Origin of the sequence: Synechococcus sp. ATX 2A4 (assembly GCF_024346375.1) — a bacterium.
Lineage (GTDB): Bacteria > Cyanobacteriota > Cyanobacteriia > PCC-6307 > Cyanobiaceae > MW101C3.
This window is the reverse complement of record NZ_JAGQCV010000010.1, coordinates 62,390-83,271: the sequence shown is the minus strand read 5'-3', so window position 1 is coordinate 83,271 and position 20,882 is coordinate 62,390. Positions and strand designations below refer to the sequence as shown.

At 67.9% G+C, this 20,882-nt stretch carries 22 protein-coding genes and 1 tRNA gene; 11 read left to right on the top strand and 12 right to left on the bottom strand.

Features of this window, described 5'->3' with window-relative positions; genetic code table 11:
* Positions 1-51: 51 nt before the first annotated feature.
* Complete coding sequence (locus tag KBY97_RS10820) at positions 52-669, bottom strand: cation transporter (protein WP_255146940.1); 618 nt, start codon at positions 667-669, stop codon at positions 52-54.
* 310 nt (positions 670-979) lie between these two features.
* On the opposite strand from KBY97_RS10820, the gene KBY97_RS10815 reads away from it, so the two are divergent.
* A complete protein-coding gene (locus tag KBY97_RS10815; protein WP_255146939.1) occupies positions 980-2,281 on the top strand; it encodes a NupC/NupG family nucleoside CNT transporter in 1,302 nt (433 codons plus the stop codon).
* A 19-nt stretch (positions 2,282-2,300) separates the two neighbouring features.
* On the opposite strand, the gene KBY97_RS10810 is transcribed toward KBY97_RS10815, so the two are convergent.
* The 5 genes from KBY97_RS10810 to KBY97_RS10790 all read right to left on the bottom strand — a co-directional run bounded on the left by KBY97_RS10810 (position 2,301) and on the right by KBY97_RS10790 (position 5,956).
* On the bottom strand, positions 2,301-3,005 hold the full coding sequence (locus tag KBY97_RS10810) for a GAP family protein (protein ID WP_255146938.1): 705 nt from the start codon (positions 3,003-3,005) through the stop codon (positions 2,301-2,303).
* Positions 3,006-3,056: 51 nt separating this feature from the next.
* The gene (locus KBY97_RS10805; RefSeq protein ID WP_255146936.1) at positions 3,057-3,722 is read right to left on the bottom strand and encodes a class I SAM-dependent methyltransferase; all 666 of its coding nucleotides are present in this window, start codon (positions 3,720-3,722) and stop codon (positions 3,057-3,059) included.
* A 314-nt stretch (positions 3,723-4,036) separates the two neighbouring features.
* Positions 4,037-5,119: a class I fructose-bisphosphate aldolase gene (locus tag KBY97_RS10800; protein WP_255146934.1), complete on the bottom strand. Its 1,083-nt coding sequence runs from the start codon at positions 5,117-5,119 to the stop codon at positions 4,037-4,039.
* Positions 5,120-5,279: 160 nt separating this feature from the next.
* Positions 5,280-5,352: transfer RNA gene (locus KBY97_RS10795), tRNA-Ile, on the bottom strand.
* Positions 5,353-5,362: 10 nt separating this feature from the next.
* Positions 5,363-5,956, bottom strand: a complete 594-nt coding sequence (locus KBY97_RS10790; protein ID WP_255146933.1) for an occludin/ELL family protein — start codon at positions 5,954-5,956, stop codon at positions 5,363-5,365.
* A 204-nt stretch (positions 5,957-6,160) separates the two neighbouring features.
* On the opposite strand from KBY97_RS10790, the gene pyrE reads away from it, so the two are divergent.
* Entirely contained in the window at positions 6,161-6,751 is a 591-nt protein-coding gene (gene pyrE / locus KBY97_RS10785) for an orotate phosphoribosyltransferase (RefSeq protein ID WP_255147001.1), read from the top strand.
* Positions 6,752-6,809: 58 nt separating this feature from the next.
* The gene (locus KBY97_RS10780; RefSeq protein ID WP_255146931.1) at positions 6,810-7,784 is read left to right on the top strand and encodes a folate-binding protein YgfZ; all 975 of its coding nucleotides are present in this window, start codon (positions 6,810-6,812) and stop codon (positions 7,782-7,784) included.
* On the opposite strand, the gene KBY97_RS10775 is transcribed toward KBY97_RS10780, so the two are convergent.
* Positions 7,781-9,307, bottom strand: a complete 1,527-nt coding sequence (locus KBY97_RS10775) for a TM0106 family RecB-like putative nuclease (RefSeq protein ID WP_255146930.1) — start codon at positions 9,305-9,307, stop codon at positions 7,781-7,783. The genes KBY97_RS10780 and KBY97_RS10775 overlap by 4 nt on opposite strands.
* Before the next feature lie 102 nt (positions 9,308-9,409).
* On the opposite strand from KBY97_RS10775, the gene KBY97_RS10770 reads away from it, so the two are divergent.
* The 4 genes from KBY97_RS10770 to KBY97_RS10755 are packed head-to-tail and all read left to right on the top strand — an operon-like array spanning position 9,410 to position 12,856.
* Positions 9,410-10,939, top strand: a complete 1,530-nt coding sequence (locus KBY97_RS10770; protein ID WP_255146929.1) for a phosphoglucomutase/phosphomannomutase family protein — start codon at positions 9,410-9,412, stop codon at positions 10,937-10,939.
* Positions 10,936-11,604, top strand: a complete 669-nt coding sequence (gene rdgB / locus KBY97_RS10765; RefSeq protein WP_255146927.1) for an RdgB/HAM1 family non-canonical purine NTP pyrophosphatase — start codon at positions 10,936-10,938, stop codon at positions 11,602-11,604. The genes KBY97_RS10770 and rdgB overlap by 4 nt, the downstream gene beginning before the upstream one ends.
* Positions 11,604-11,993, top strand: coding sequence for a YidH family protein (locus KBY97_RS10760; protein ID WP_255146925.1), 390 nt, complete (start codon positions 11,604-11,606; stop codon positions 11,991-11,993). Before rdgB ends, KBY97_RS10760 begins: the two co-directional genes overlap by 1 nt.
* Before the next feature lie 8 nt (positions 11,994-12,001).
* The gene (locus tag KBY97_RS10755) at positions 12,002-12,856 is read left to right on the top strand and encodes a bile acid:sodium symporter family protein (RefSeq protein WP_255146923.1); all 855 of its coding nucleotides are present in this window, start codon (positions 12,002-12,004) and stop codon (positions 12,854-12,856) included.
* 16 nt (positions 12,857-12,872) lie between these two features.
* Here KBY97_RS10755 and KBY97_RS10750 read toward each other — a convergent pair whose 3' ends face one another.
* The 3 genes from KBY97_RS10750 to KBY97_RS10740 all read right to left on the bottom strand — a co-directional run bounded on the left by KBY97_RS10750 (position 12,873) and on the right by KBY97_RS10740 (position 15,441).
* Positions 12,873-14,615: a mechanosensitive ion channel family protein gene (locus KBY97_RS10750; protein ID WP_255146922.1), complete on the bottom strand. Its 1,743-nt coding sequence runs from the start codon at positions 14,613-14,615 to the stop codon at positions 12,873-12,875.
* A gap of 90 nt (positions 14,616-14,705) precedes the next feature.
* The gene (locus KBY97_RS10745; protein WP_255146921.1) at positions 14,706-15,251 is read right to left on the bottom strand and encodes a mechanosensitive ion channel; all 546 of its coding nucleotides are present in this window, start codon (positions 15,249-15,251) and stop codon (positions 14,706-14,708) included.
* A gap of 19 nt (positions 15,252-15,270) precedes the next feature.
* A complete protein-coding gene (locus KBY97_RS10740) occupies positions 15,271-15,441 on the bottom strand; it encodes a hypothetical protein (RefSeq protein WP_255146920.1) in 171 nt (56 codons plus the stop codon).
* Between the two features lie 426 nt (positions 15,442-15,867).
* Between KBY97_RS10740 and KBY97_RS10735 the strand changes: the two genes are divergently transcribed.
* The 4 genes from KBY97_RS10735 (at position 15,868) to KBY97_RS10720 (ending at position 18,835) form a co-directional block, all read left to right on the top strand.
* Positions 15,868-16,359, top strand: coding sequence for a hypothetical protein (locus KBY97_RS10735; RefSeq protein ID WP_255146918.1), 492 nt, complete (start codon positions 15,868-15,870; stop codon positions 16,357-16,359).
* Positions 16,356-17,339 (top strand): hypothetical protein, encoded by a 984-nt coding sequence (locus KBY97_RS10730; protein ID WP_255146917.1) that lies wholly within the window; start codon positions 16,356-16,358, stop codon positions 17,337-17,339. Before KBY97_RS10735 ends, KBY97_RS10730 begins: the two co-directional genes overlap by 4 nt.
* A gap of 115 nt (positions 17,340-17,454) precedes the next feature.
* Positions 17,455-18,639 (top strand): DUF389 domain-containing protein, encoded by a 1,185-nt coding sequence (locus KBY97_RS10725; RefSeq protein ID WP_255146916.1) that lies wholly within the window; start codon positions 17,455-17,457, stop codon positions 18,637-18,639.
* 16 nt (positions 18,640-18,655) lie between these two features.
* A complete protein-coding gene (locus KBY97_RS10720) occupies positions 18,656-18,835 on the top strand; it encodes a Nif11-like leader peptide family natural product precursor (protein ID WP_315857163.1) in 180 nt (59 codons plus the stop codon).
* On the opposite strand, the gene KBY97_RS10715 is transcribed toward KBY97_RS10720, so the two are convergent.
* Together KBY97_RS10715 and KBY97_RS10710 are read right to left on the bottom strand one after the other, a co-directional pair.
* Complete coding sequence (locus KBY97_RS10715; RefSeq protein ID WP_255146914.1) at positions 18,813-19,331, bottom strand: DUF1499 domain-containing protein; 519 nt, start codon at positions 19,329-19,331, stop codon at positions 18,813-18,815. The two genes, KBY97_RS10720 and KBY97_RS10715, sit on opposite strands and share 23 nt — an antisense overlap.
* Positions 19,328-20,875 (bottom strand): carotenoid oxygenase family protein, encoded by a 1,548-nt coding sequence (locus KBY97_RS10710; RefSeq protein ID WP_255146913.1) that lies wholly within the window; start codon positions 20,873-20,875, stop codon positions 19,328-19,330. The genes KBY97_RS10715 and KBY97_RS10710 overlap by 4 nt, the downstream gene beginning before the upstream one ends.
* Positions 20,876-20,882 lie beyond the last annotated feature (7 nt).

Genomic DNA, 20,882 nt, shown 5'->3' with positions numbered 1-20,882 from the left:
GGCCAAGCGACACGTCGGGCTGCTTGGAGGGCCACCTCAGAGGGGACCTGACTACGCCGACCCGTGTCCTCGCGCTGCTTTTTCGCGTCGGGCCTCTTGAAGGATGCTCACCCCGCCCCAAATCACTAGGCTGGCGATGGCGAAGCCAGCAATCAGATCTGGAAGCCGGGAATTGAGGAGCACAACAAGCCCCCCTGCCACGATCACGCTGAGATTGGCAATCACATCATTCTGCGTGAAGATCCAGCTCGCATGCATGTGCACCCCATCCTTGCGGTGCTTCGAGAGCAGATACAGTCCATAGCTATTGACCAGCAGGGCCAACAGGGCAATGGCCATCATCCAGCCCGATTCCGGCACACTTCCGCCGACGAAGCGGCGAATCACATCGACAACCACCATCCCGGCCAAGGCGATCTGAAAAAGGCCGCTGAGCATGGCCGCTCGTTGCTTGTGCTGAGCCGCCTTGCCAACGGCAAACAGCGACAGCGCATAGACCGACGCATCGGCCAGCATATCCAGGGAATCAGCCACCAGTGCTGTTGAATCCGCCACGATTCCGCCTGCGACGCCGACCACGAACATCACGCCATTGATCAACAGCAGTTTCAGCAACGTCCTGCGCTCTGCTGTATTTTTCGCTTCGATGTGACAGTCGCAGCCCGGCATACAGCCTTCTGGTCAACGTTTCGGCATTCTGGCTGTCCTGGCGAACGGCGCCATCACCAACGAACAGGGGAGAACCCAACACCACCAGGGCCGTCGTTCCGAATCGGGTGAGGATCAGCAACAGGTGAAGAGTACTGATGAAGATGGGTATCGCGGGAAGATCAGCGCCGGATCAAGATCAGCATTGAGCGCAGCTCACCGAATGGCATCAGGCATGCATCCCCAAGGTCCGCTCACCGGGGTCCATGGCCGCAGGATGGGCGCGCCGCCGTAAGTTGACGCCGCAACAAGCAGCCGTGGCGAGAGGCCCATGCTCTGGCAGACCGTGCGCGGAAGTCTGGGAATCGCACTGCTGCTGCTGGTGGCATGGGCGTTCTCTCAGGATCGGCGGGCCACGCCCTGGCGGCTGATCGGAGTGGCCCTGGCCACTCAGCTGGGGCTTGGTGTGCTGCTGTTTCAGCTGGCGTTCGGCCGTGTGGTGTTTTCCTGGCTGAATGGGGCGGTGGTGGCGCTGCTGGCGCCTGCCCGCACGGGGGCTGAATTCGTATTTGGTCCGCTGGCGGTGCCTGCAGGCGAACAGGGCAGCCTGGGCCTGATCCTCGCCTTCCAGGCCTTTCCGATTGCTATTTTTTTCGCGGCTCTCACGGCCCTGCTCTATCACCTGGGGGTGATGCAGAGGGTGATTCACACCCTGGCTCGCTTCTTTCGCCGGAGTCTGGGAATCACAGGCGTGGAGGCCACCGTGGCCGCCAGCAATGTGTTCGTGGGGATTGAATCGATGCTCACGATTCGCCCCTATCTGGCCACAGCCCAGCCGCATGAACTGGCGGTGGTGCTCACTGCCGGCATGTCCACCATCGCCAGCACCATGCTGGGGCTGTATGTGGGCGTGCTCCAGCCCCACTTCCCGGGCATCGCCGGCCATCTGATCACCGCCAACCTGCTGAGTGCCCCGGCAGCGGTGATGATGGCGCGCCTGCTGGTGCCGGCACCGCTGGCGCGGGAGCCGCTGACCGGCAACAAATCACGGGCGCTGCTGCCGGAGCAGCTGGAGGAGGCGCGCTATGGCAGCAGCGTGGAGGCCATCACCCAGGGCGCCAACGATGGGCTGAAGCTGGCGCTGGGCATCACCGCCGTGTTGATTGCCTTCGTGGGACTGCTCGCTCTGGCCAATGTGGGCATCGGCTGGCTGGGCGGCTGGGTCGGCCAGCCGCAGGCCACGCTGCAATCGCTGCTGGCCTGGGTGTTTGTTCCGTTTGTCTGGATGATCGGGGTGCCCATCAACGACGCGCTGCCAGCCTCAGAACTGTTGGCGTTGCGGCTGGTGGCCACGGAGGTGCCTGCATTTGTCAGCCTGGCCGGGAGCCTGCAGGCGGGCCAATGGAGCGATCCGCGCTCGGTGGTGATCCTCGCCTATGCGCTCTGCGGCTTTGCCCATCTCCCCTCGCTGGGGATCTTTGTGGGGGGATTGTGTGCGCTGGCGCCCGAACAGAAGGGAGTGGTGGGCACGCTGGCCTGGCGCGTGCTGCTGGCCTCCACATTGGCCTGCCTGCTCACCGGTGCGGTGGCAGGGTTGCTGGGTGGATTCACGGGATTTTCGTTGGCGCAATGAGCGCCATCCGGGGTGACGTTTAGGTGGACACCGGCAGCAGCGGATGGCCCAGGAACCAACCGATGCCATCGGCCACCAGCACCAGGCCGAGCGCCACCACCGCCACCGCGGTGAGTTTCGGCAACACCGACAAACTGAGCGTTGCCAACGACTGAAAGATCTTGCCGGCCCGTTGCGGAAAGAGGAAGCGCAGGCCGATCAGGCTCAGCAAGGGCAGCACAAAGATGAGGTTGTAAAAGAGCAGATAGGCGATGGCAGCAAACCCCTGCGGGTTTTGGTGCACGATCCGCTCCACAGCGGCCAGGTAGGGCACGGCCCCCGGGATGCCCAACAACACCAGGGTGCCCCCGAGCAACGCCATGGCCGCAGGAGAACTGCCGGCCGTAGGCGCTTCCTGCGGTGTGGCGGGGCTTGATCGCCGCATGAGCCAGGGCGAGACCAGCAGCAACAGCCCCACCAGGATCTGAATCACCAGCTCCAGTGCCTCAGGTTGGTTCCAGAGGCGCGCGAGGCCTGCGCCAAAGCGCGCCGTGAAGGCTTCAGCACCCAACAACAACAAAAGGCCGCAGCAGAAATACACCACATAAACCCCCACCACAAACGAACCCGCGAGGGCCGCAGGACGGCGGCCGCCGAGCGCCACCGTCATGGGCAACAGGGCCAACGGAATCATCGACAAACTGTCGACCAGGCCGATCGCCACCAAGATCAGCAGCAGACTCACGCTTGCACCGTTAAAGCCGGAAGCTGGATTGTATGGGCGGGAGGCGAGAATTCACAATGGCCCAGTAACCGGCGCCTGCCTGGATCCCTGAGAACGCTTCTCAAAGACAATAATGCTGTCATAGATTGAGATGCAATCAGTGATGCGAGTGAACGAGGAAATTGGCAGGACACCTCGCGCATGCACGGCATTGATCTCATCAATTTTTCCTTTTGCATACTCAATAAAACTTCCCTGCCTGCCCAACCCACCTCCATACTCATCCCAGTAGCAGGTGTGCGTATCTTCCACCATGTAGACGCCTCTGGCATGAATGCGCTCATAGAGCAATTCAAACGAGGCGATCATGTGGCGCATCATATGGCTGCCATCATCCAAGACAATATCGATTCTTGGGTGCCTACTGAGGATGTCTTCAATGACAGCAGGGTCGTCCTGGCTGCCAATGAAGATCTCAACGCCATCTCCCTCGTGCTGCTTGCATTCGGGATTGATGTCAAGCCCGAGGACCTTTGCGCCGGCGCCGAAATACTCCTTCCACATGGCCAAAGAGCCGCCGCCAAAAACCCCGATCTCTAGAATCACAGGAGCGCTGTTGCAGAATCTCGAAAAGTGTCGTTCGTAAATATCAAAGTAGTGAATCCACTTATGCATGCGCTTGGAAGAGTTTCCCAAGAAGTAGCGATGCAGGAATCCGCGCTCATGGCGTGAAGTCACAGCTGGATCAACGGATGCCTTGAAATTCTAGGCTTTGGAATGACGCTTGCCATCACAGCCAAGAAAGGTGGATACGCACCGATTACCACCTGGCTCAAACAACAGCTGACGCCATCACCATCAACATCCAGTCCTCACGGCCATCACCACCAGCGCTGTAAAGGCACAGCGCAGGTGGGTGAAGCGGAATTGAGGGGAATCAATGTCTCACACAATCAGCAGGCGGCTTCCTCTCGCAGGCTGAGGCTCCACCCCCTGCCACTCACCCATCCACCAAGCAATCCCCAGAGTCCAGCAACAACACACCTCTCCCCCTAATAACTGTAATTCGCCTCAAACAAAGGCGCACCATCGGAGGGTTCTGAGCCGGGTACATAGAGGCCCATGGAGGCTTGGCCGTTGGCACGGGCCCTGGCCAACAGCGCCTGCTGGCCGGTGGCCACGTCATGGCCGGCCCAGTGCTTCAGGCACGACTGCTGCAGCGCGCGGCCATAGGAAAAGCCCAGGTGCCACGGCGCTGGTGTGGTGGCTTGGTTGATGCCGTTGAGATATACGCTCGCTTCCTCTTCGCTCAGGCCACCGGAGAGGAACAGCACCGCCGGCACACTCACCGGCACGGTGCGCTCCAGCGTGCGCAGCGTGAACTCAGCCACCAGTTCGGGGCTGGGCGGGGTGGCGCAGGCCATGCCCGGCATGGTGATCGACGGCTTCAGCAGGCTGCCCTCCAGGAACACACCGCAGTGGCTCAGGGCCCGGTACACCGTTCGCAACACCCATTCCTGCACGGCGGCAGTGGTTTCAATGTCGTGGTCACCATCCATCAGGATTTCGGGCTCCACGATCGGTACCAACCCCGCCTCCTGCACCGTGCGCGCGTAGCGGGCCAGGCCCCAGGCGTTTTCGCGCACGCTCAGATCCGACGGGGATCCCTCCGGAGAGATCTTCAGCACCGCCCGCCACTTGGCAAAACGGGCGCCGCGCGCATAGGCGCTGGTCGCCCGCTCCTGCAGGCCCTTGAGGCCGGTGCACCAGCTCTCGCCCGGCAACCCGCCCGCCAGCGGTTCCAGCCCCTGGTCCACCTTGATGCCGGGCACAATGCCGCGGCTGCTGAACAGCTCCACGAGTGGCGCGCCTGGCTCACCCAGCGCATCCACACTGTCTTGAAACAGGGTTTCCTCGAACAGGATCACACCGCTGATGTGGTCGCTCAGCTTGGGCGCAGTGGCCAGCAGGCTGCGGTAGGCGCGGCGGTTCGCCTCGGTGTTCGCCACACCGATGTCCTCGAAGCGCTTGCCGATCGTGCCGGTGGATTCATCGGCAGCCAGCAGCCCCTTGCCCCGGGCCGCCAGGGCGCAGGCGGTGCTGGCCAGTTCGTCGCGGTGGCTCTCGAGGCTCATCGGTTCCGGTGCGGGAAACAGGGGAGCCGATCGGCTCCCACCTCTGCCTAGGCGGGGCAGGGGGCGGTGTCAACGGCCGTATCCGGCATGGATACAGCGGGGGGCATCATCCGTGCCAGGGCGTCGATCACACCGCAGTGAGCCAGGGATTTTCGCTGAATGGGGGTCCCGGGGATCGAACCCGGCTTAGGCGGATTATGAGTCCGCTGCATTCACCAGATTGCTAGACCCCCGGGCCGCGGATCACCACAGACCTCGGATCGGGCGGGACCACATCGACGGGGGCTCACCGCCATCGTCCAGTTGCCTGGGGGTTGTCGATTCACCGGAACCCTGCAGGCTGCCGGTGAACTGGCTGGGCAGATCCGCAGTGCGGAAGGGGATTGGTGGACTCAGTTCTTCCATCGCCGCACTGGTGCTGTTGCCGATGGCGCTGCCATCCCAGATGATCGCCTGCTCGGGGAAGCCCAGGCCCATCACGCGGTTGCCTTCCGGCCCGCCCATGGCGATGCCGAGGATGTCGGTGACCTGGTGGAGGATGTTCACCCCTGCGGCAAACGGTGCGCGCCAGCCGAAGCCACGCCGCATGATCAACGTGTCGGTGGTTTCCACAACGCCGCAGCGGGTGACCTCCACCGGCGCCGCGCGGACGGTTCCGGCCCGGGCGGGAGCCGCCTCCACCGTGGTGGTGCAGATCACCGGATCAGCCAGCGCAGGGGTGGCCGCCATGGCGGCCAGGCCGCCAGCCGCCACCAGCAGTGAGCCCAGGCCCCGCAACGCCGGGGAAGCCAAAACGGTGAGAGCGAACATCGAGGCCGTGGAACGGGTGGGTGCCACAGGATGAGAAGTGGGGCGGATCATCTCAAGACACCAACGACGCCCGTGCCCGGTGGAGGCAGGAGCTGACTATCTCAGCGCAAACTAAGTCAGCAAGCCGGAAAGTTGCCAGTGTCCTCCGTTCCCGACTCTCCTGTCACTGTTCCGGCCCCTGTTCCGGCCGCGTCACTCCCCCCTGCAGACCCGGCGGAACGGCGCCGCGCCCTGCTGCCGCTGCTGGCCGACCGCGCCTATCGCCATGGCCGCTTCACCCTGGCCTCCGGGCGCAGCAGCGACCACTACGTGAACTGCAAACCGGTGAGCCTCAGCGGCTACGGGCTGGCCCTGCTGGCGGAGCTGATGCTGGAGCAGGTGGAAGCCGGTGCGGTGGCCGTCGCCGGGCTCACCCTTGGCGCCGATCCGCTGGTGAGCGGTGTCGCGTTGGCGGCGGCGCTGGTGGGACGGCCGCTGGATGCCTTGATCGTGCGCAAGGAGGCGAAAGGCCACGGCACCGGCGCCTGGCTGGAAGGCCCCTTGCCTCCTGCTGGCAGCACCATCACCGTGCTGGAAGACGTGGTCACCACCGGCGGATCCTCACTCAAGGCGGTGCGGCAGCTGCGGGAAGCCGGCTACGTGGTGCAGCGGGTGGTCACGATCGTCGACCGGCAGGAAGGCGGCCTTGAGGCGATGACCGCAGCCGGGCTGGAACTGCGCAGCCTGTTCCTACTGGAGGAGATCGCCGCGGCCGCCAGCAACACCGAAGCAGCCGCCAGCACTCCTGCCGGCGCAGCTGGGCTGTCCGGCACCAACAGCTGAACCCGCCCCGATCGCCGCGGTGATTTGCAAGGGTGAGGGCGCCGGATGCTCCCCCACCGTGACGCCCCTTCCCCAGCCCGACCCATGGGCCTGGCAGCCGCCCCGCCCCAGCCGCCTGCAGCAACCGGCGGTGCTGATCCGCCTGGAAGGGGCCGACACCCTGCGCTTCCTGCACGGCCAGACCAGCCAGGACCTGGAGCGGGCCCGGATCGGCGAGTGCCTGGCCACCTGCTGCATCAGCCCCACCGGCCGTCTGCGCGCGCTGGCTGAGGTGCTGGTGGATGGCACAGGTGCCTGGCTGCTGGTGAGCGCCGGCGACGGCGGCGCCGTGCACCAGGCGCTGGACCGGGTGCTGTTTCCCGCCGATCAGGTGGTGCTGGGGGCGCCCCAGCCTGTGAGCTTGTTCACGCTGCTTGATCCCCCTGGGTCGTTGCTGGCGCCAACCGGGCACTGGCAGCTCCTCGGGGCAACCGACGGCGCTGGGGGCTTCCTGCTGTCAGGCGGCCGGCTGGTGCTGCCGGACGAGGCGCCGGAACCCGAGGCACTCCAGGCGCTGCCGGCCCTCTCTGCCGCCGAGGCCGAGCGCTGGCGGCTGCAAGGCGGTCACCCCGCCGCGCCCGGCGAGATCAACGAGGAGGTGAACCCGTTCGAGCTGGGCCTGGCGGCGCGGGTGAGCCTCTCGAAGGGCTGCTATGTGGGCCAGGAGACCCTGGCCAAGCTGGCCACCTACGACGGCGTCAAGCAACAGCTGCGCCGCTGGCTGTGCACACCTCCCGCCGGCGGCCCGGTGCCACGGCCGGGCGGCAGCCTGCACACCGCGGCGGGCGACCGGGCCGGGCGCATCACCTCCTGCCTGGAGCTGCCCGCCACTGCACAGCAGCCGGCCTGCTGGCTGGGGCTGGCCCTGGTGCGGTGGCAGGCGCTGGCGGAGGCGTGCCTGCGCGCCGAGGGGGAGCTGGAGCTGGCGCTCTCGATCCCGGAGGCGTTCGTGCCCCCGCCGGTGGGCGCCGGCGGCGGGGCGGGCAACTTCTAAGGAAGCAGTGGGGCCGGCGGATCCTGGCCCGGGGGCGGTTGGTCCTGCTCCAGCAGCCAGCGGGCCATCGCCCAGGTGGCCCGGACGTCGTCGTGGTTGTAGCGGAGGATCCAGCGCAGGTTGTGGTGGCTGCCGCGACCTGAGGCGGTGCCATCGCCGCGCCACTGGCGCCACCACAGCAAGCAGCGGGCCCCATCCACCCCCTTCTGGCTCCAGCGGAAACCGAGCCAGCCCGCCACCCCCTTGAGCCCATAGCTGCTCACCGGCAGGAGCCAGTGGCGCCGCAGGCGCACATGCAGATCCACCAGCCGCGCCCGCAGCGCCGCCACCTCCCGTTCGCTGGCGCCCTGACGCTGGGCAAGCCGCACCAGCGCCACCGCCTCGGTTTCGCCGTAGTGGAGCAGCGGCCAACCCGGGCTGCGCGCCAGCGCCCGCCGCAGGCGCTGCCACAGAAGCGATTCACCGTGCTCATGCAGCGCCAGCAGCGGCTGGTAACGGCTGCCGGTGGCAGCCGCCGTAGGCCAGTGGCCATCAGCCTGCCGCTCGATCCGCAGGAACCCGTGCAGAAAGTCGTCGCGGGCGTCAGGGTCGGATTCGATGTCGTAGACGAGTACGCCGGGAGCTGAAGCCAGCTCCGGCAGCGCCAGCAACGGCTGGCCGGGCAGGGGGGCGATCCGTTGCGGGGCGCCGTCCCGCTGCACCCGCGCCTGGGCCACCAGCCGCTCGGCCACCTCGCGGTGCTGCTCGCCGTGCACCTCCAGTGCATCGGCCAGGGCAACGGGATCGGCCGCCGCCAGATCCGCCACACCACCCACATGGAGCTCCAGCAGCAGCTCGCGGCGCTTGCCGCCGATGCCGCTCACCTCGCTGAGGTGACCCTGCTGCGCCGCCTCCTGGTCGCACAGGCCCCGCCAGGAGCAGAGCACGCATTTCTTGCGGTCGTTGACCAGCGGCGGCGGCTGGTGGCGTTGCAGATCGTCCGCCAGCTTCGGCAGGCTGTCGTCGAGCTGGCGCTGCAGCCCCGGGCCCAGCGCCAGGTGTTCCTGCTCCAGCGCTCCACCGCCGTGGGCCAGCACCAGGCCCTGGCCCACGGCCGCGTGCTGGTGGTCCCCCAGCAGCCGGCCCCAGAGTGTCATCAGCAGGCGGTGCTCACGGGTGAGCCGCCGGCCGTGGCGGGCCATCACCGGCAGGTAGGCATGGGCGCCCCAGCGGCTGCTGCCGGTGGTGCGCAGCAGCAGGGGCGGGTGGGCCTGCAGCGCCAACCCGCCCGGGCCGTCGCCGGCCAGCCGCAGCCCCACCACGGCGGGCGCGGCGGCGGCGCAACCCGCCTCACCCCGTAAGGGCTTACGGCCCAGCAACTGCACAAAGCAGCGCTGCTGGTCGTCGAGCTGCAGCGTGCGGTGGGCCGTCCAGAGGCGCCGTTCCTGCGGGCCATGGCGGTCGAGCCAGGCGCGGCGGCGGCAGCGGACCCAGCTGCGCAGCAACCGGTCGGTGAGCACCCGATCGGGGTGGGCGGAAGGCATGCGGCCAGGCTAAAGGGGACGGTGGCCTGCCCAGAGGCCGGCACGCTCCCCGCCCCGCTGGATGCGTCACGCTGCTACGACCCTGGCACTTCCCCTCCCCCCATGGCGTCCGCCCCCCTGCCCCTGGAGCCCAGCCCGATCCGGTTCGGCACCGATGGCTGGCGCGGCATCCTCGGCGTCGACATCACGGTGGAGCGGCTCTTGCCGGTGGCCGCCGCCGCCGCCCGCGAACTGGAGCATTCCGCCCCACCGGGCCTACGCAGCCGAGAGGTGGTGATCGGCTACGACCGCCGCTTCCTCGCACCCGAGCTGGCCGAAGCAATCGCCGCCGCCGTGCGGGGCGCCGACCTGGAGCCGCTGCTCACCGACACGCCCGTGCCCACCCCCGCCTGCAGCTGGGCCGTGGTGGAACGCGGCGCCCTGGGCGCCCTGGTGATCACCGCCAGCCACAACCCGCCCGAATGGCTCGGGCTCAAGATCAAGGGCCACTTCGGCGGCTCGGTGGAAGGCGACTTCACCGCCCGGGTGGAGAAGCGCCTGGAGGCCGGCGGCATCACCGTGCCGATCGGCGGCGACACCCCCCGCTTCGATGGCTGGGCCGGCTACCTGGCGGGGCTGCGCAAGCTGGTCGACACCGGCGCCCTGCGCCAAGGGCTGGCGCGGCTGGGCATGGCCGTGATCGTGGATCCGATGCACGGCTCGGCGGCCGGTGGCCTGCCGGCGCTGCTGGGCCACCCAGCTGCCGCGGCACCTGAAGCTGCCGTGGCCACTCCAGCCATTGCCGCTGAAGCGCCTGACCGCCCTGAAGCCAGTGACATCCTGGAGATCCGCTCCAACCGCGATCCGCTGTTCGGCGGCCATCCCCCCGAACCGCTGGAGCCCTATCTGGGCGAGCTGATCGCAGCGGTGCGCGCCAGCACCGCAGCCGGCCGGCCGGCCCTGGGCATCGTCTTCGATGGCGATGGTGATCGGATCGCCGCCATCGACGAACAGGGCCGCTACTGCAGCACCCAGCTGCTGATGCCACTGCTGATCGATCACCTGGCCCGCGCCCGCGGCCTGCCCGGCGCCGTGGTGAAAACCGTCAGCGGCTCTGACCTGATGCAGCAGGTGGCCGAAGGCCTCGGCCGCCGCGTGATCGAGAAGCCGGTGGGCTTCAAGTACATCGCCGCCGAGATGCTGAGCGGCGATGTGCTGATCGGCGGCGAGGAATCCGGTGGGGTGGGGCTGGGCATGCACCTGCCGGAGCGGGATGCCCTGTTCGTGGCCCTGCTGGTGGTGGAAGCGGTGGTGGAAGGGGGGCTGCCTCTGGGCGAGCGGCTCGATCAGCTGCGCGAGGCCCATGGCGGCGCCGGCACCTACGACCGCCTCGACCTGCGGCTGCGGGACATGGCCACCCGCCAGCGGCTGGAACGCCAGCTGGCCGATGCCGCTCCCACCGACGTGGCGGGCGCGCCGGTGCTGGAGGTGATTCGCACCGATGGCGTCAAGCTGCGGCTCGGCGCCAGCCACTGGCTGATGCTGCGCTTCTCCGGCACCGAACCGCTGCTGCGCCTCTACTGCGAAGGCCCCAGCCCCGAGCGGGTGGCCGCCGTGCTCGCCTGGGCGCAGCAGTACGCGGAGGCGGCATGACGCCCGCCGCCCTGCCAACCGACCCGCCCGCCGCCACCCCCTCCATCGTGCTGGTGCTGGCCAGCGGCAATGCCGGCAAGCTGCGGGAATTCAATGCCGCCCTCAATGGAGAGGCGGCCCGTTCCGCCGGCCTGCCCCCGCTTGATGTGCGCCCCCAGCCCAGCGGCTTTGAGGTGGAGGAAACGGGCGACAGCTTTGCCGCCAACGCCCGCCTCAAGGCTGAAGCTGTGGCCTTGGCCACCGGCTGCTGGGCACTCGCCGACGACTCGGGCCTGAGCGTGGAGGCGCTCGGCGGCGCCCCCGGCATCCATTCGGCCCGCTACGCCGCCAGCGACAGCGAGCGCATTGCCCGGCTGCTGCGGGAACTGGGCGCACAAGCCGCAGCCCAGGAGTCCAGCGCCAACCGCCGCGCCTGCTTCACCGCCGCCCTGGCGCTGGCTGATCCCAGCGGCCACACCGTGGTCACAGTGGAAGGGATCTGCCCAGGGGAGATCCTCACGGCGCCGCGCGGCAGCGGCGGCTTCGGCTACGACCCGGTGTTCCTGGTGCCGGAGGCCGGCCTCACCTTCGCGGAGATGGACCTCGATCAGAAACGCCGCCTCGGCCACCGCGGCCGGGCCCTGGCGGCGCTGCTGCCCCAGCTCGGGCCGCTGCTACAGCCCTGATGGCGGCCAATCTCACCAATGAGTTGGCCAAGGAACGCAACCGGGCGGCGGCGGAGCGCACCTTGATGGCCTGGATCCGCACCTGCCTGGCGCTGATCAGCTTCGGCTTCGGCCTCGACAAGATCATCGGCGCCATCAACACCAGCCGCCTCGAGCGCCCTGTCCATGCCGGCCTCGGCGTGCGGCTGGTGGCGATCGGCTTCGTGCTCACCGGCATCCTGGCCATGGCCGCCGCCGCGCGGGAACATCTGCGCACGCTCAAGCGGCTCCAGCGCGACGACTTCGTCTACGTGGATCAGACCTCGATCGGCATCGCCACCGCCGTGGCCCTCACCCTGATCGGCAGCGTCGCCCTGGTCCTGCTGGTCGTCGGTGCGAGGCCGATGTGAATCCGGCCATGGCGCTGGTGCTGCCCGTCACCCTGTTCGCCCTGATGTTCGCGCTGGGGTTGGGACTCTCCGCCAGCGAGCTGGCGCTGGTGCGCCACCGGCCGTTCCTGGTGCTGAGGGCGCTGCTGGGCACCTGCCTGCTGGTGCCGCTGCTGGCCCTGGTGCTGCTGAAGCTGCCGCTGGCCGCCGGCCTCTCGCCGCCGGCGGGCTACGCGATTGCGTTGATGGCAATCTGCCCCAGCGCGCCGCTGACGTTGCGCAAGGCTCACTTGGCCCGCGGCAAGCGGGAGCTGGCGGCCAGCCTGCAGGTCGCCGCCGCGCTGCTGGCGGTGGTGACGGTGCCGTTGCTGGCATGGCTGTTCAGCAGTGTGTTCAGTGTGGAGCGCTGGGCAATCACCCCCGGCGCCGTCTTTCTGCAGGTGGTCACCGCCCAGCTGCTGCCGCTGGCCAGCGGCATCGGACTGAGGCTGTGGAAGCCGGCCTGGGCGCAGCGGTGGGACGACCGCTTCGACCGGCTCGCCGATGGGCTGGTGCTGCTGCTCACCGTGGTGCTGCTGGTGGCCACGCTGCCCGGGGTGGTGAGCTTCTTCTCCCGCGATGGGCTGGCGCTCGGGCTGATGGCCATCATGGCGCTGGGCTCGCTGGCGATCGGGTATCTGCTGGCCGGCCACGACCCGATCGCCCGCACCACCGCTCCGCTGGTGACGTCGATGCGGAACCCCGGTCTGGCGCTGGTGTTCGCCAGCAGCCATGGCGCCCAGCTGAAGGAACTGAAGGTGGCGATCCTGGCCTACGTGCTAATCACCGGGGTGCTTTCACTGCCGTTCGTGGGCTGGCGCCAGCGGCAGGGGCCTGGAGCCTGAGCGCTGGCGCTCGGGATCAGCCATCCGGGGGAGAAGGTTTCGGCACCGTGCTGGCGTTGCCATTGCGGATGGCGTGATAGCCCGGCGAGAGGATCTCCACATCGGCGGCGGCGAACTGATCCTGCAGCGCCGCCAGCATCTCAGAAAGGGTCTCCCGGTAGCGGCCCGCATCCTTCACGAAGACGGTGAGTTCATAGCTGATGTGGAAGTCATTCAGGGAGGTCTGAATCACATACGGCGCCACTTCATCACTGATGTCCTCCATGCTTCCGGCGGCGGCCAACATCAGCGCCTGCACCTTGCGCCAGGGCACGTCGTAACCGATGGTGATCGTGGTGGCAATCGCCACCGGCTGCTGGATCTCCCGCCGCGAAAAGCTGAAATTCACGATCGAGGCGCCGATCACCGTGGCATTGGGGATGCTCACCAGTTCATTGCGGGGCGTGCGCACCCGCGTCACCAGCAGAGCCCGCTCCTGCACGACGCCCACCGTGCCGTTGATATCCACGCGGTCGCCAAGGCGGAAGGCCCGGGTATAGATGAGCATCAGGCCACTGATGATGTTCGTGGCGATGGCGCTGGAGCCAAGGGCCGCCAGCACACCCAGCAGCAGGCCCGCCCCCTGGAAGGCCTTGCTGTTCGATCCCGGTACGTACGGATAGGACAGCACCAGACCGATCAGCGTGATGAAGATCGCGGCCAGACGGGCGGTGGGCAGGGCCCATTCCGGATAGAAGCCGGGAATCCGCAGCTGACCGGCATTGAGAGCACGAAAGCCGGCGTTGCTGAGGCGGATCGCCAGCACGGTGAAGCCCAGGATCACCGCGATCGAGCCCACATTGGGAATCTGGGCCAGCACGCCACTCAGGGCGATGCTCAGCACGGCAAGGATCTGGCCCCTCAGCCCCTCGGCGATCGACTGGGTGGGCGGGAAGAAGCCCAGCAGCAGTGGAATCAGCAGGTAACTGATCAACAGCAACAGAGTCCAGTGGAGGATCCGTCGCATCACTTGCAGGCCGCTGCGCACCTGGCTGATGTTGAGCAGGTCGTTCAGGTACGGCACCTTCTGGAAGATGGGGAACCGTTGCTTGCTGGCGATCCTGGTGCGGAGCCGCCGGTTGAGCAGCTGCTGCCCCCGGACCCACAGCACGAAGATGCCCAGCACCAGCAGGGCGAGGGCCGTGCCCTGCAGCCAGCTCTGCAGGGTGTTGCGTTCGCGGTAGCGCGGGATTGCTGAGCGCAGGGCATCGCGGTAGCGGGCGGCCAGCTCCTGACGGGTGATGCCGAAGCAGGCCGCCGCCCGGTCCTCCACCGCCATGGCGGGCAGGAACGCACCGACGTTCTGAATGCCGATGAAGGTGTAAGGGCTCTGATCCTTGAGAACCAGCTGGCTGGGCTCGATGCCACCGCTGGCCAGCTCCTTCAGGCGCCGGGAGGCACGCTGGGCATAGTCCTCGATGGGCTGGGCCCCGGGAACGGCGCGCAGTTCCAGCACCCGGAGGCCGTCGAGGGTCACCCATGACGGCGCAGCGGCGCAGTTGGCCGTGTCCTTCGGCGTTGCCTCCGGGCTGCCGAGGGGATCCACCAGAGTGCTCGGCTCGGCCGTGGAGGGTGCCGCCTGCGCAGCGGCGGGGACGGCGGGGGTGCCTGGAGCGGCACGGCTGGCCAGGCCCCCTCCCACGGTCAGGGCCAGAACCAGACCCGCCGTGAGCACATGCCGCAGCACGGGGTGCAAGCCGGAACGCCTTTGGGCCAGCATCGCTTCAGCAGAAGGTGGTGCCCATCCTGCGCCGTGGAAAGCCAGTGTGGGCAGCGGCAGCAAGCAGACAGCGCCAACGGGACACACCGGTCAGGGATGCGGCACCGGCGGTGGCGCCTCCCACTCTCCGGACAGCTGCACCTGCAACGCTGGGGCGTCCAGCAGCAGGATGGTGGTGGATGCAATCGAGACCCGCCCATCGTTGGCCGCGAAGGCATCAAGGATGCGGGTGAACAGCTCGTCCTTGGTGGCACAGCGCTGCTTGAAATCCGCCGCACAGCGCATGGTGAATTGCAGCCAGTTGTCGGTGACGATCAGGCTCACGTTCGGCTCCAGGCTGGCCTTCTCCACCAGGAAGCGGTGCACCAGCTGCGCCCAGGCCCGCAGCGACTCCAGCTTGTGCTGCTCGCTGAAGGTGTCACGCACGACCCCTTCCAGCAACCTGCGGGCAAGGCGGTGGTGGTGGTCCTGGCCATACCTCACAGGGACGACGATCTCATCCCAGAGGGAAGGAAACTCGCCGGAGTCGTTGAACACCTGTGCCTTGAACACAAAGCCATTGGCAACGCGAACAACGCGGCCGCTGTAGAGATCGGAGCTCACCCTTTCACCCAGCTCCATCATCGTGGTGCGCAAGACGCCGACATCAATCCCATCACCCTTGATGCCCCAGCTGCACCCGATCACCGGGCCTGTAGAAGCCCCCGAAAGAGATCGCGAAGGCGGTGCCCGCGCTGGCCACAGCGATGGCCACGGTGAGCCCGCCAAGCCGGTCCCGAAACACGATCGAGATGAACAGGATGCCTGCCACAGAGCCGACAACCACCAGCCGGGTCAACAGCGGATCGGCTGCCAGCTGGCCGCGAGGAGGGGAGCAGATGCCACGGCGTCAGGAGTGGGGCTGGGGTGAAGGGTGGCTGTGAAGTGGAACGTGTTCGTGCTGGTGTTTCCTGCGTTGTCGCCGGCACTCGAGCGGATCACACCAACAGCTGCAACGGATCCAAAGGCGCCCGATGCGCCTCCGGGCCCGCAGGCGTGTCGGGGTGCCGACGCGGCAGCGCGTGGGGACAGGGGCGGGAGGTGAAGGGGGAGGAAGTCGGAATGTTGCGGTCGCTTTCACTGCGTGGCGAGGGTGTTGCCGGCGCCGTCACAGTGAGACATCCCCTCACCCCGCCGACACTCCCTGCGCTCGTCCCCTGCGGACGGCGCCGCGGAGGTCGCCGCAGAGATCACCGCGCAGGTCGCTGCCCCGATGTTCCTGAAATCGCCCATCCTGATCAGCGGAGCTCTGGCGAGCTGCGCGCTCGCCCTGCTGGTTGCGCCGGCGCCCGCCCGCGCCGAAGTGCTCTACACGCTCACCACCACCTGCAGCCTGATGGGAGCCGACCCCCAGGCCTGCACCGTGGAAGCGGAGGATTTCGGCCGCGTCACCCTGTACCGGCACCGCATCGGCGCGATCACGAAAACGATCCGCGTCACGGACACGCCGCTGAAGATGGAGCTCTACGACGCCGACTCCAAACAGTGGAAACAACTGCAGAATGCGTCGGCTCGGTTTTCCGCGAACACGGTCTGCTTCAACGGCCGTGATCTCTGCGTCGTCAATCCCAACTACCTCAACAGCGTGAAGGAAAGCCGGCCCGAACTGATGGCAGGGCGGGATCTGGTGCGGGTGCACTTCGACAGCAACGGCCGCACCAACGCCAGTTGCTACGACGACGGTTGTGATCTGGTCCTGAAATGAAGAACCTTGCAGGATTGGCTTTGGTGCTGGCCGGCGTGATCACGCTGCCCGCCGGCGTCAGCTTCGCCTTTGAGACCCCGGCGGGCACCAGCTCCACACAACTGATCGCCCGCGGTGGTGGCGGTGGCGGCTCAAGGGGCGGTGGTTCCCGCGGTGGCGGTGGTTCCCGTGGCGGTGGTTCCCGTGGCGGTGGCGGCAGCTTTCGCAGCGGCGGTGGCGGTGCTGGCGGTGGTGGCCGGGCCAACACGGGTTTCAGCAACTCTGGCAGTGGTCTCAGCCGGGGGTCCTCCAGGCCCAGCGGGGGCTGGAGCAACCAGGTGCGTCAACCGGGCGTGACCCCCTCGCTCAACCGGCCCAGCGGCACCGCTGTCGCCGGCAACCGCAACCTCAACCGCGACGCCAACCGGAATGTGAATCGCAACCTCGATAACAACCGGAACATCAATCGCGACGTGAATCGGGACGTCAACAGAAATGTCAACGTCAACCGCGACATCAACCGGAACGTGAACGTCAACCGCAACGCCAACGTCAACGCCAACTGGAACCGGCGCGTCAACATCAACAACGTGAACGTCAATGCCGGCTGGGCGCGGCCCGGCTGGGGCGTGGCGCGGCCGTGGAACTACGGCTGGTATGGCGGTTGGAGCACACCAACGTGGGGCTGGTGGGGCGCCCGTGCGGCCACCTGGGGCATCGCCACCCTTGCCACCGCTTCGATCATCAACAACGCCGTCAATTCGGCCATCAGCGCCAACCAGACCTACATCCTGGTGCCCAACAGCAACTACCAGCTGATCTTCGCTTCGGTGGTACCAACCAGCAGCTCGGTGGTGAGCTTCGCCGTCACCACCGACGGCGGCACCTACGAGCTCACCGCCGATTGCAACGCCGGCCTGCTGGATGGCCGCCAGCCCCAGAGCGCGTCGGAAGCTGAACTGCTCAACGCCGCCTGCCAGGTGGCCTTCGGCAACGCCTGACGCCCCAGGCGTGCTGGTACAAACAGACGGCGGAGACAGACGAGCAAAGGCAGGCGGCAATGGGCCGCTGAACGCCACCAACCCGCCGGTGCAGCGGGGTCTCCCCTTCTGACCGGTGTTCCCGGCCACCGCCGTGCAACGCCTCAGCCCCTGCTCCCCATCTGAAGGACTGACCCAGGTTCAGTGCGCGCGGCGCCGCCAGGTGCGCCAGTTGATCGTGGATTTCGAGCGCGACGCCGGCCTCGATGAGGTGTTCGTGGTGCTGACACTCGGGGCGACGGCGATCGCCACGCTCGGGCTGCTCAGCAACAGTGCCGCGGTGGTGATCGGCGCCATGATCATCGCCCCGTGGATCACGCCGTTGCGGGCCACCGCCTTCGGCATCCTGCGGGGGCGGCTGAAGCTGGTGGGTCGTGGCCTGTTCACCCTGCTGGTGGGCGCACTGCTCAGCGTGGGGCTGTCGTTGCTGCTCGGGCGGCTGGCCGGCCTGCCCGACTTCGGCAGCGAGGTGATGGCCCGTACGGCGCCGAGCCTGCTCGACCTAGGCATCGCCCTGGTGGCCGGTGTCATCGCCGTCTATGCCCGCCTGCGCAGCGAAGCGGTGTCGTCCATGGCGGGAACGGCGATTGCCGTGGCCCTGGTGCCCCCTGTGTGCGTGCTGGGCCTGCTGCTCTCCGCCGGCGAGTGGGACCACGCCCGCGGCGCCGGCCTGCTGTATCTCACCAACCTGTTCGGCATCCTCAGCGGCTGCCTGGCGATGCTGGCCAAATGGGGCCCCGGCTTTCGCCACTACGCCCGCCGCAGCCGGCTGAGTGTGGTCAGCCTCGGGCTGACCGCCCTGCTGGTGGTGCCCCTGAGCGGTGGCTTCATCGATCTGGTGCGCAGCGCACGCGAACAGGTATTGAAACGGGAGATCACCGAAACGATCGAGCGCTTGCTGGTGCGTGAAACCGTGACCGTGGGTCAGAACGCCAGGCTGGACAGCCTTTTGATCGACTGGGCCGAGAACCCACCCCTGATCCGACTGGTGCTGCGCACCGTCGACCCCGACCAGCCCACCCCGAAGCAGGTGGCCGAGTTGCAACGGTTGATCAACGCGCGACAGACGCTGCGCTTCCGGCTGCTGGTGGAACGCTCCGCCGTGGAAGTGGTAGGCCCGGAAACCGCACCGAACCCACGGGAGGCTGGCCGACTGCCCCTGACACCACCACCGGTGCCCCGCTCACGTCTGAACCCACCACCACCGCTGCCACCGCTGCCAGCGCTGCCGCGGCCTGAGCCGCTCGACACCCCCGAGTAGGACGGAGGCAGGCCTCATGCCGTCGAAGATCATGTCCAAAGCTCAGTTGACCGCGTTCCTGCTGCAGGTGGAAGGCGATCCCGCGCTCAAGGCCAGGGTGGACGGGGCCGCCGATTCCGCTGCGGTGGTGCTGATTGCCGCCGAAACGGGTCATGTGTTCTCCGCCGCCACCCTCAGCCGGCAGCAGCGGGGCTGATCCCTGCCTCGAGGGCCTGCTTCAGGCTCTCCAGTCGGGCCCGGTTCACGCCAAGGTCTGAATCCCCGAGGCGGGAAGCCGAGCGCAGCTGCAGCACGCCACTACGGGCGTCAGCCGCCAGCTCGAGGTCGTCGATGAAGCCGAACAGACGGCTCTCGGCGGTGGCGTGGAGATAGGCGGCCCCCGGTTGCTCATCGAAGCGTTCCACCGCCACCCCCGGCGTGGCCGCCAGCACCGGCATCAGCTGGTGCAGGCCGGCCACCGGATCGGCCAGCGGCCAGTCCTGGCGGACGCAATGGCTGGGGGCCGTGCAGGGAGAAAGGTGTCCGTCGTGCAGGCCGAGCTCCGCCGGCACCGGCCCCACCAGGTGAAACAGCGCGGCAGCAGCGGCCGCCGGCTGGAAAGTGAGCGGCGCGGCGGCGGCCAGCAGCCACAAGCAGGCCGTCACCAGGATCCGGCCCAGTCCCAAACGGCGCGGCTGTGCAGGACCGTTCATGCCGCACTCCAGCTGCCGTGCAACCCGTGGGGGATCGCCAGCGGCAGCGGAATCACCGCCTGCTCGGTGAGGTCGTCGGCCCGCAGGATCACCAGGTCACTGGCGGCGCGGGCTCCGTTCCAGACGACGCAGAGGATCCAGCCGTCGTCTTCCGCCGGGGCGGGCCCGGCGCCGACGGCCGGACGGGGCACCATCAGCGGCTCGCTGACGAACCCCCGCGGCGCCGCGCTCCACACCCAGCGTTCGCCGGAGTGCAGGTCGAGCTTCTCGATCGCCTGCAGCGGGTCGTTGCCTCGCTCCCGGTGGGTGACCGCCATCCAGGCATAGCGGGCATCCAGCCCCACGCGGGCGGGGTTCACCATCGCGAATTCGCAGCAGCGCTCCTCCAGACGCTCGATGCTCACCGCACCGGTGGCCAGATCGATGCGGCAGCGGTGCAGCTGGCCCACCGGCAGGGTGCTGAAGTCGACAGCGCGGAAGTCGGTGTCCGGTCCGATCGTGGGGAAGTCGTCGTAGTAGATCGAATCCACCACCACCTGGCCGGCCGCACCGGCGCTGGGATCCTCGAAGGCATTGAGGTGGTGGAACACGAAGCCGGCCGGCGCCTGCACCTGCAGGGGCTCGCCGTCACCGGAGCGGGGAATCAGCCAGAACTGGCCCTGCTCGCCGGGTTTGGAGGCCAGGCACTGGGCGGCCCCCTTCAGGCCGAACACGAAGCCCAGCGGGTTGAAGGCCATGGCGTTCTGCAGGAACACGGCCCAGTTGGGCGTGATCGCGAAATCATGCAGAAAGGCGAACCCCTTGAAGCTACGGGTCTGATCGGCCAGCAGGCGGCCACTTCCCCCCTCGCCACTTCCGCCCTCCCCGCTGGAGGCGTCGAACTCCATCAGCCGGATCGAGCTGCGGGGCCCCGCCTTCACCCCGAAGGTGACCATGCGCGGGCCGCCCCGGTGGCCGGGATCGAAGCGAGGGTGGGCGCTGAAGGCCTCCCCGGCGGCCAGCACGCCATCCAACTGCTCAAGGCCGGTGGTCTCCAACGTGTCGGGATCGAGGCTGTGGGGCAGGCTGGCTTCCCAGAGCGCCAGCAGCCGGTCGCCCAGCCGCACCACGTGGGTGTTGGCGATGTTCTTGAGCCGCAGGTCAAAGGCATTGGCGAGCGGGCCGCCGGGCTTCTGGGTGCCGAACACACCGCGGTACACGAAGCTGCCCTTCTCCTCCTCCGCCAGCCAACCCTCGGTGCGCACGAAACGGTTGGTGAGGCTGGCGCCACCGCCGTCGAAGCGCACGGCGGTGATCATGCCGTCGCCATCGAAGGGGTGGTGCACCCAGTGGCCGCCGCGCTCCAGCCGGCCCGGGCCGTTGCGGTAGAGGGTGCCGCTGAGCTCGCTGGGGATGGAGCCCTTGCTGGCGCTGAGCGGTGCCGCCGTGAGTTCGCTGCCCACGTTGCGGAAGGCACTGGCCCAATCGGCGCGGGCGTAGGTGGTGGCGCTCGCGGCGGAATCCGCTGCGTCCGGATGGTCAGGGCGGCTGGCGGCCAGGGTCATGAGCGGA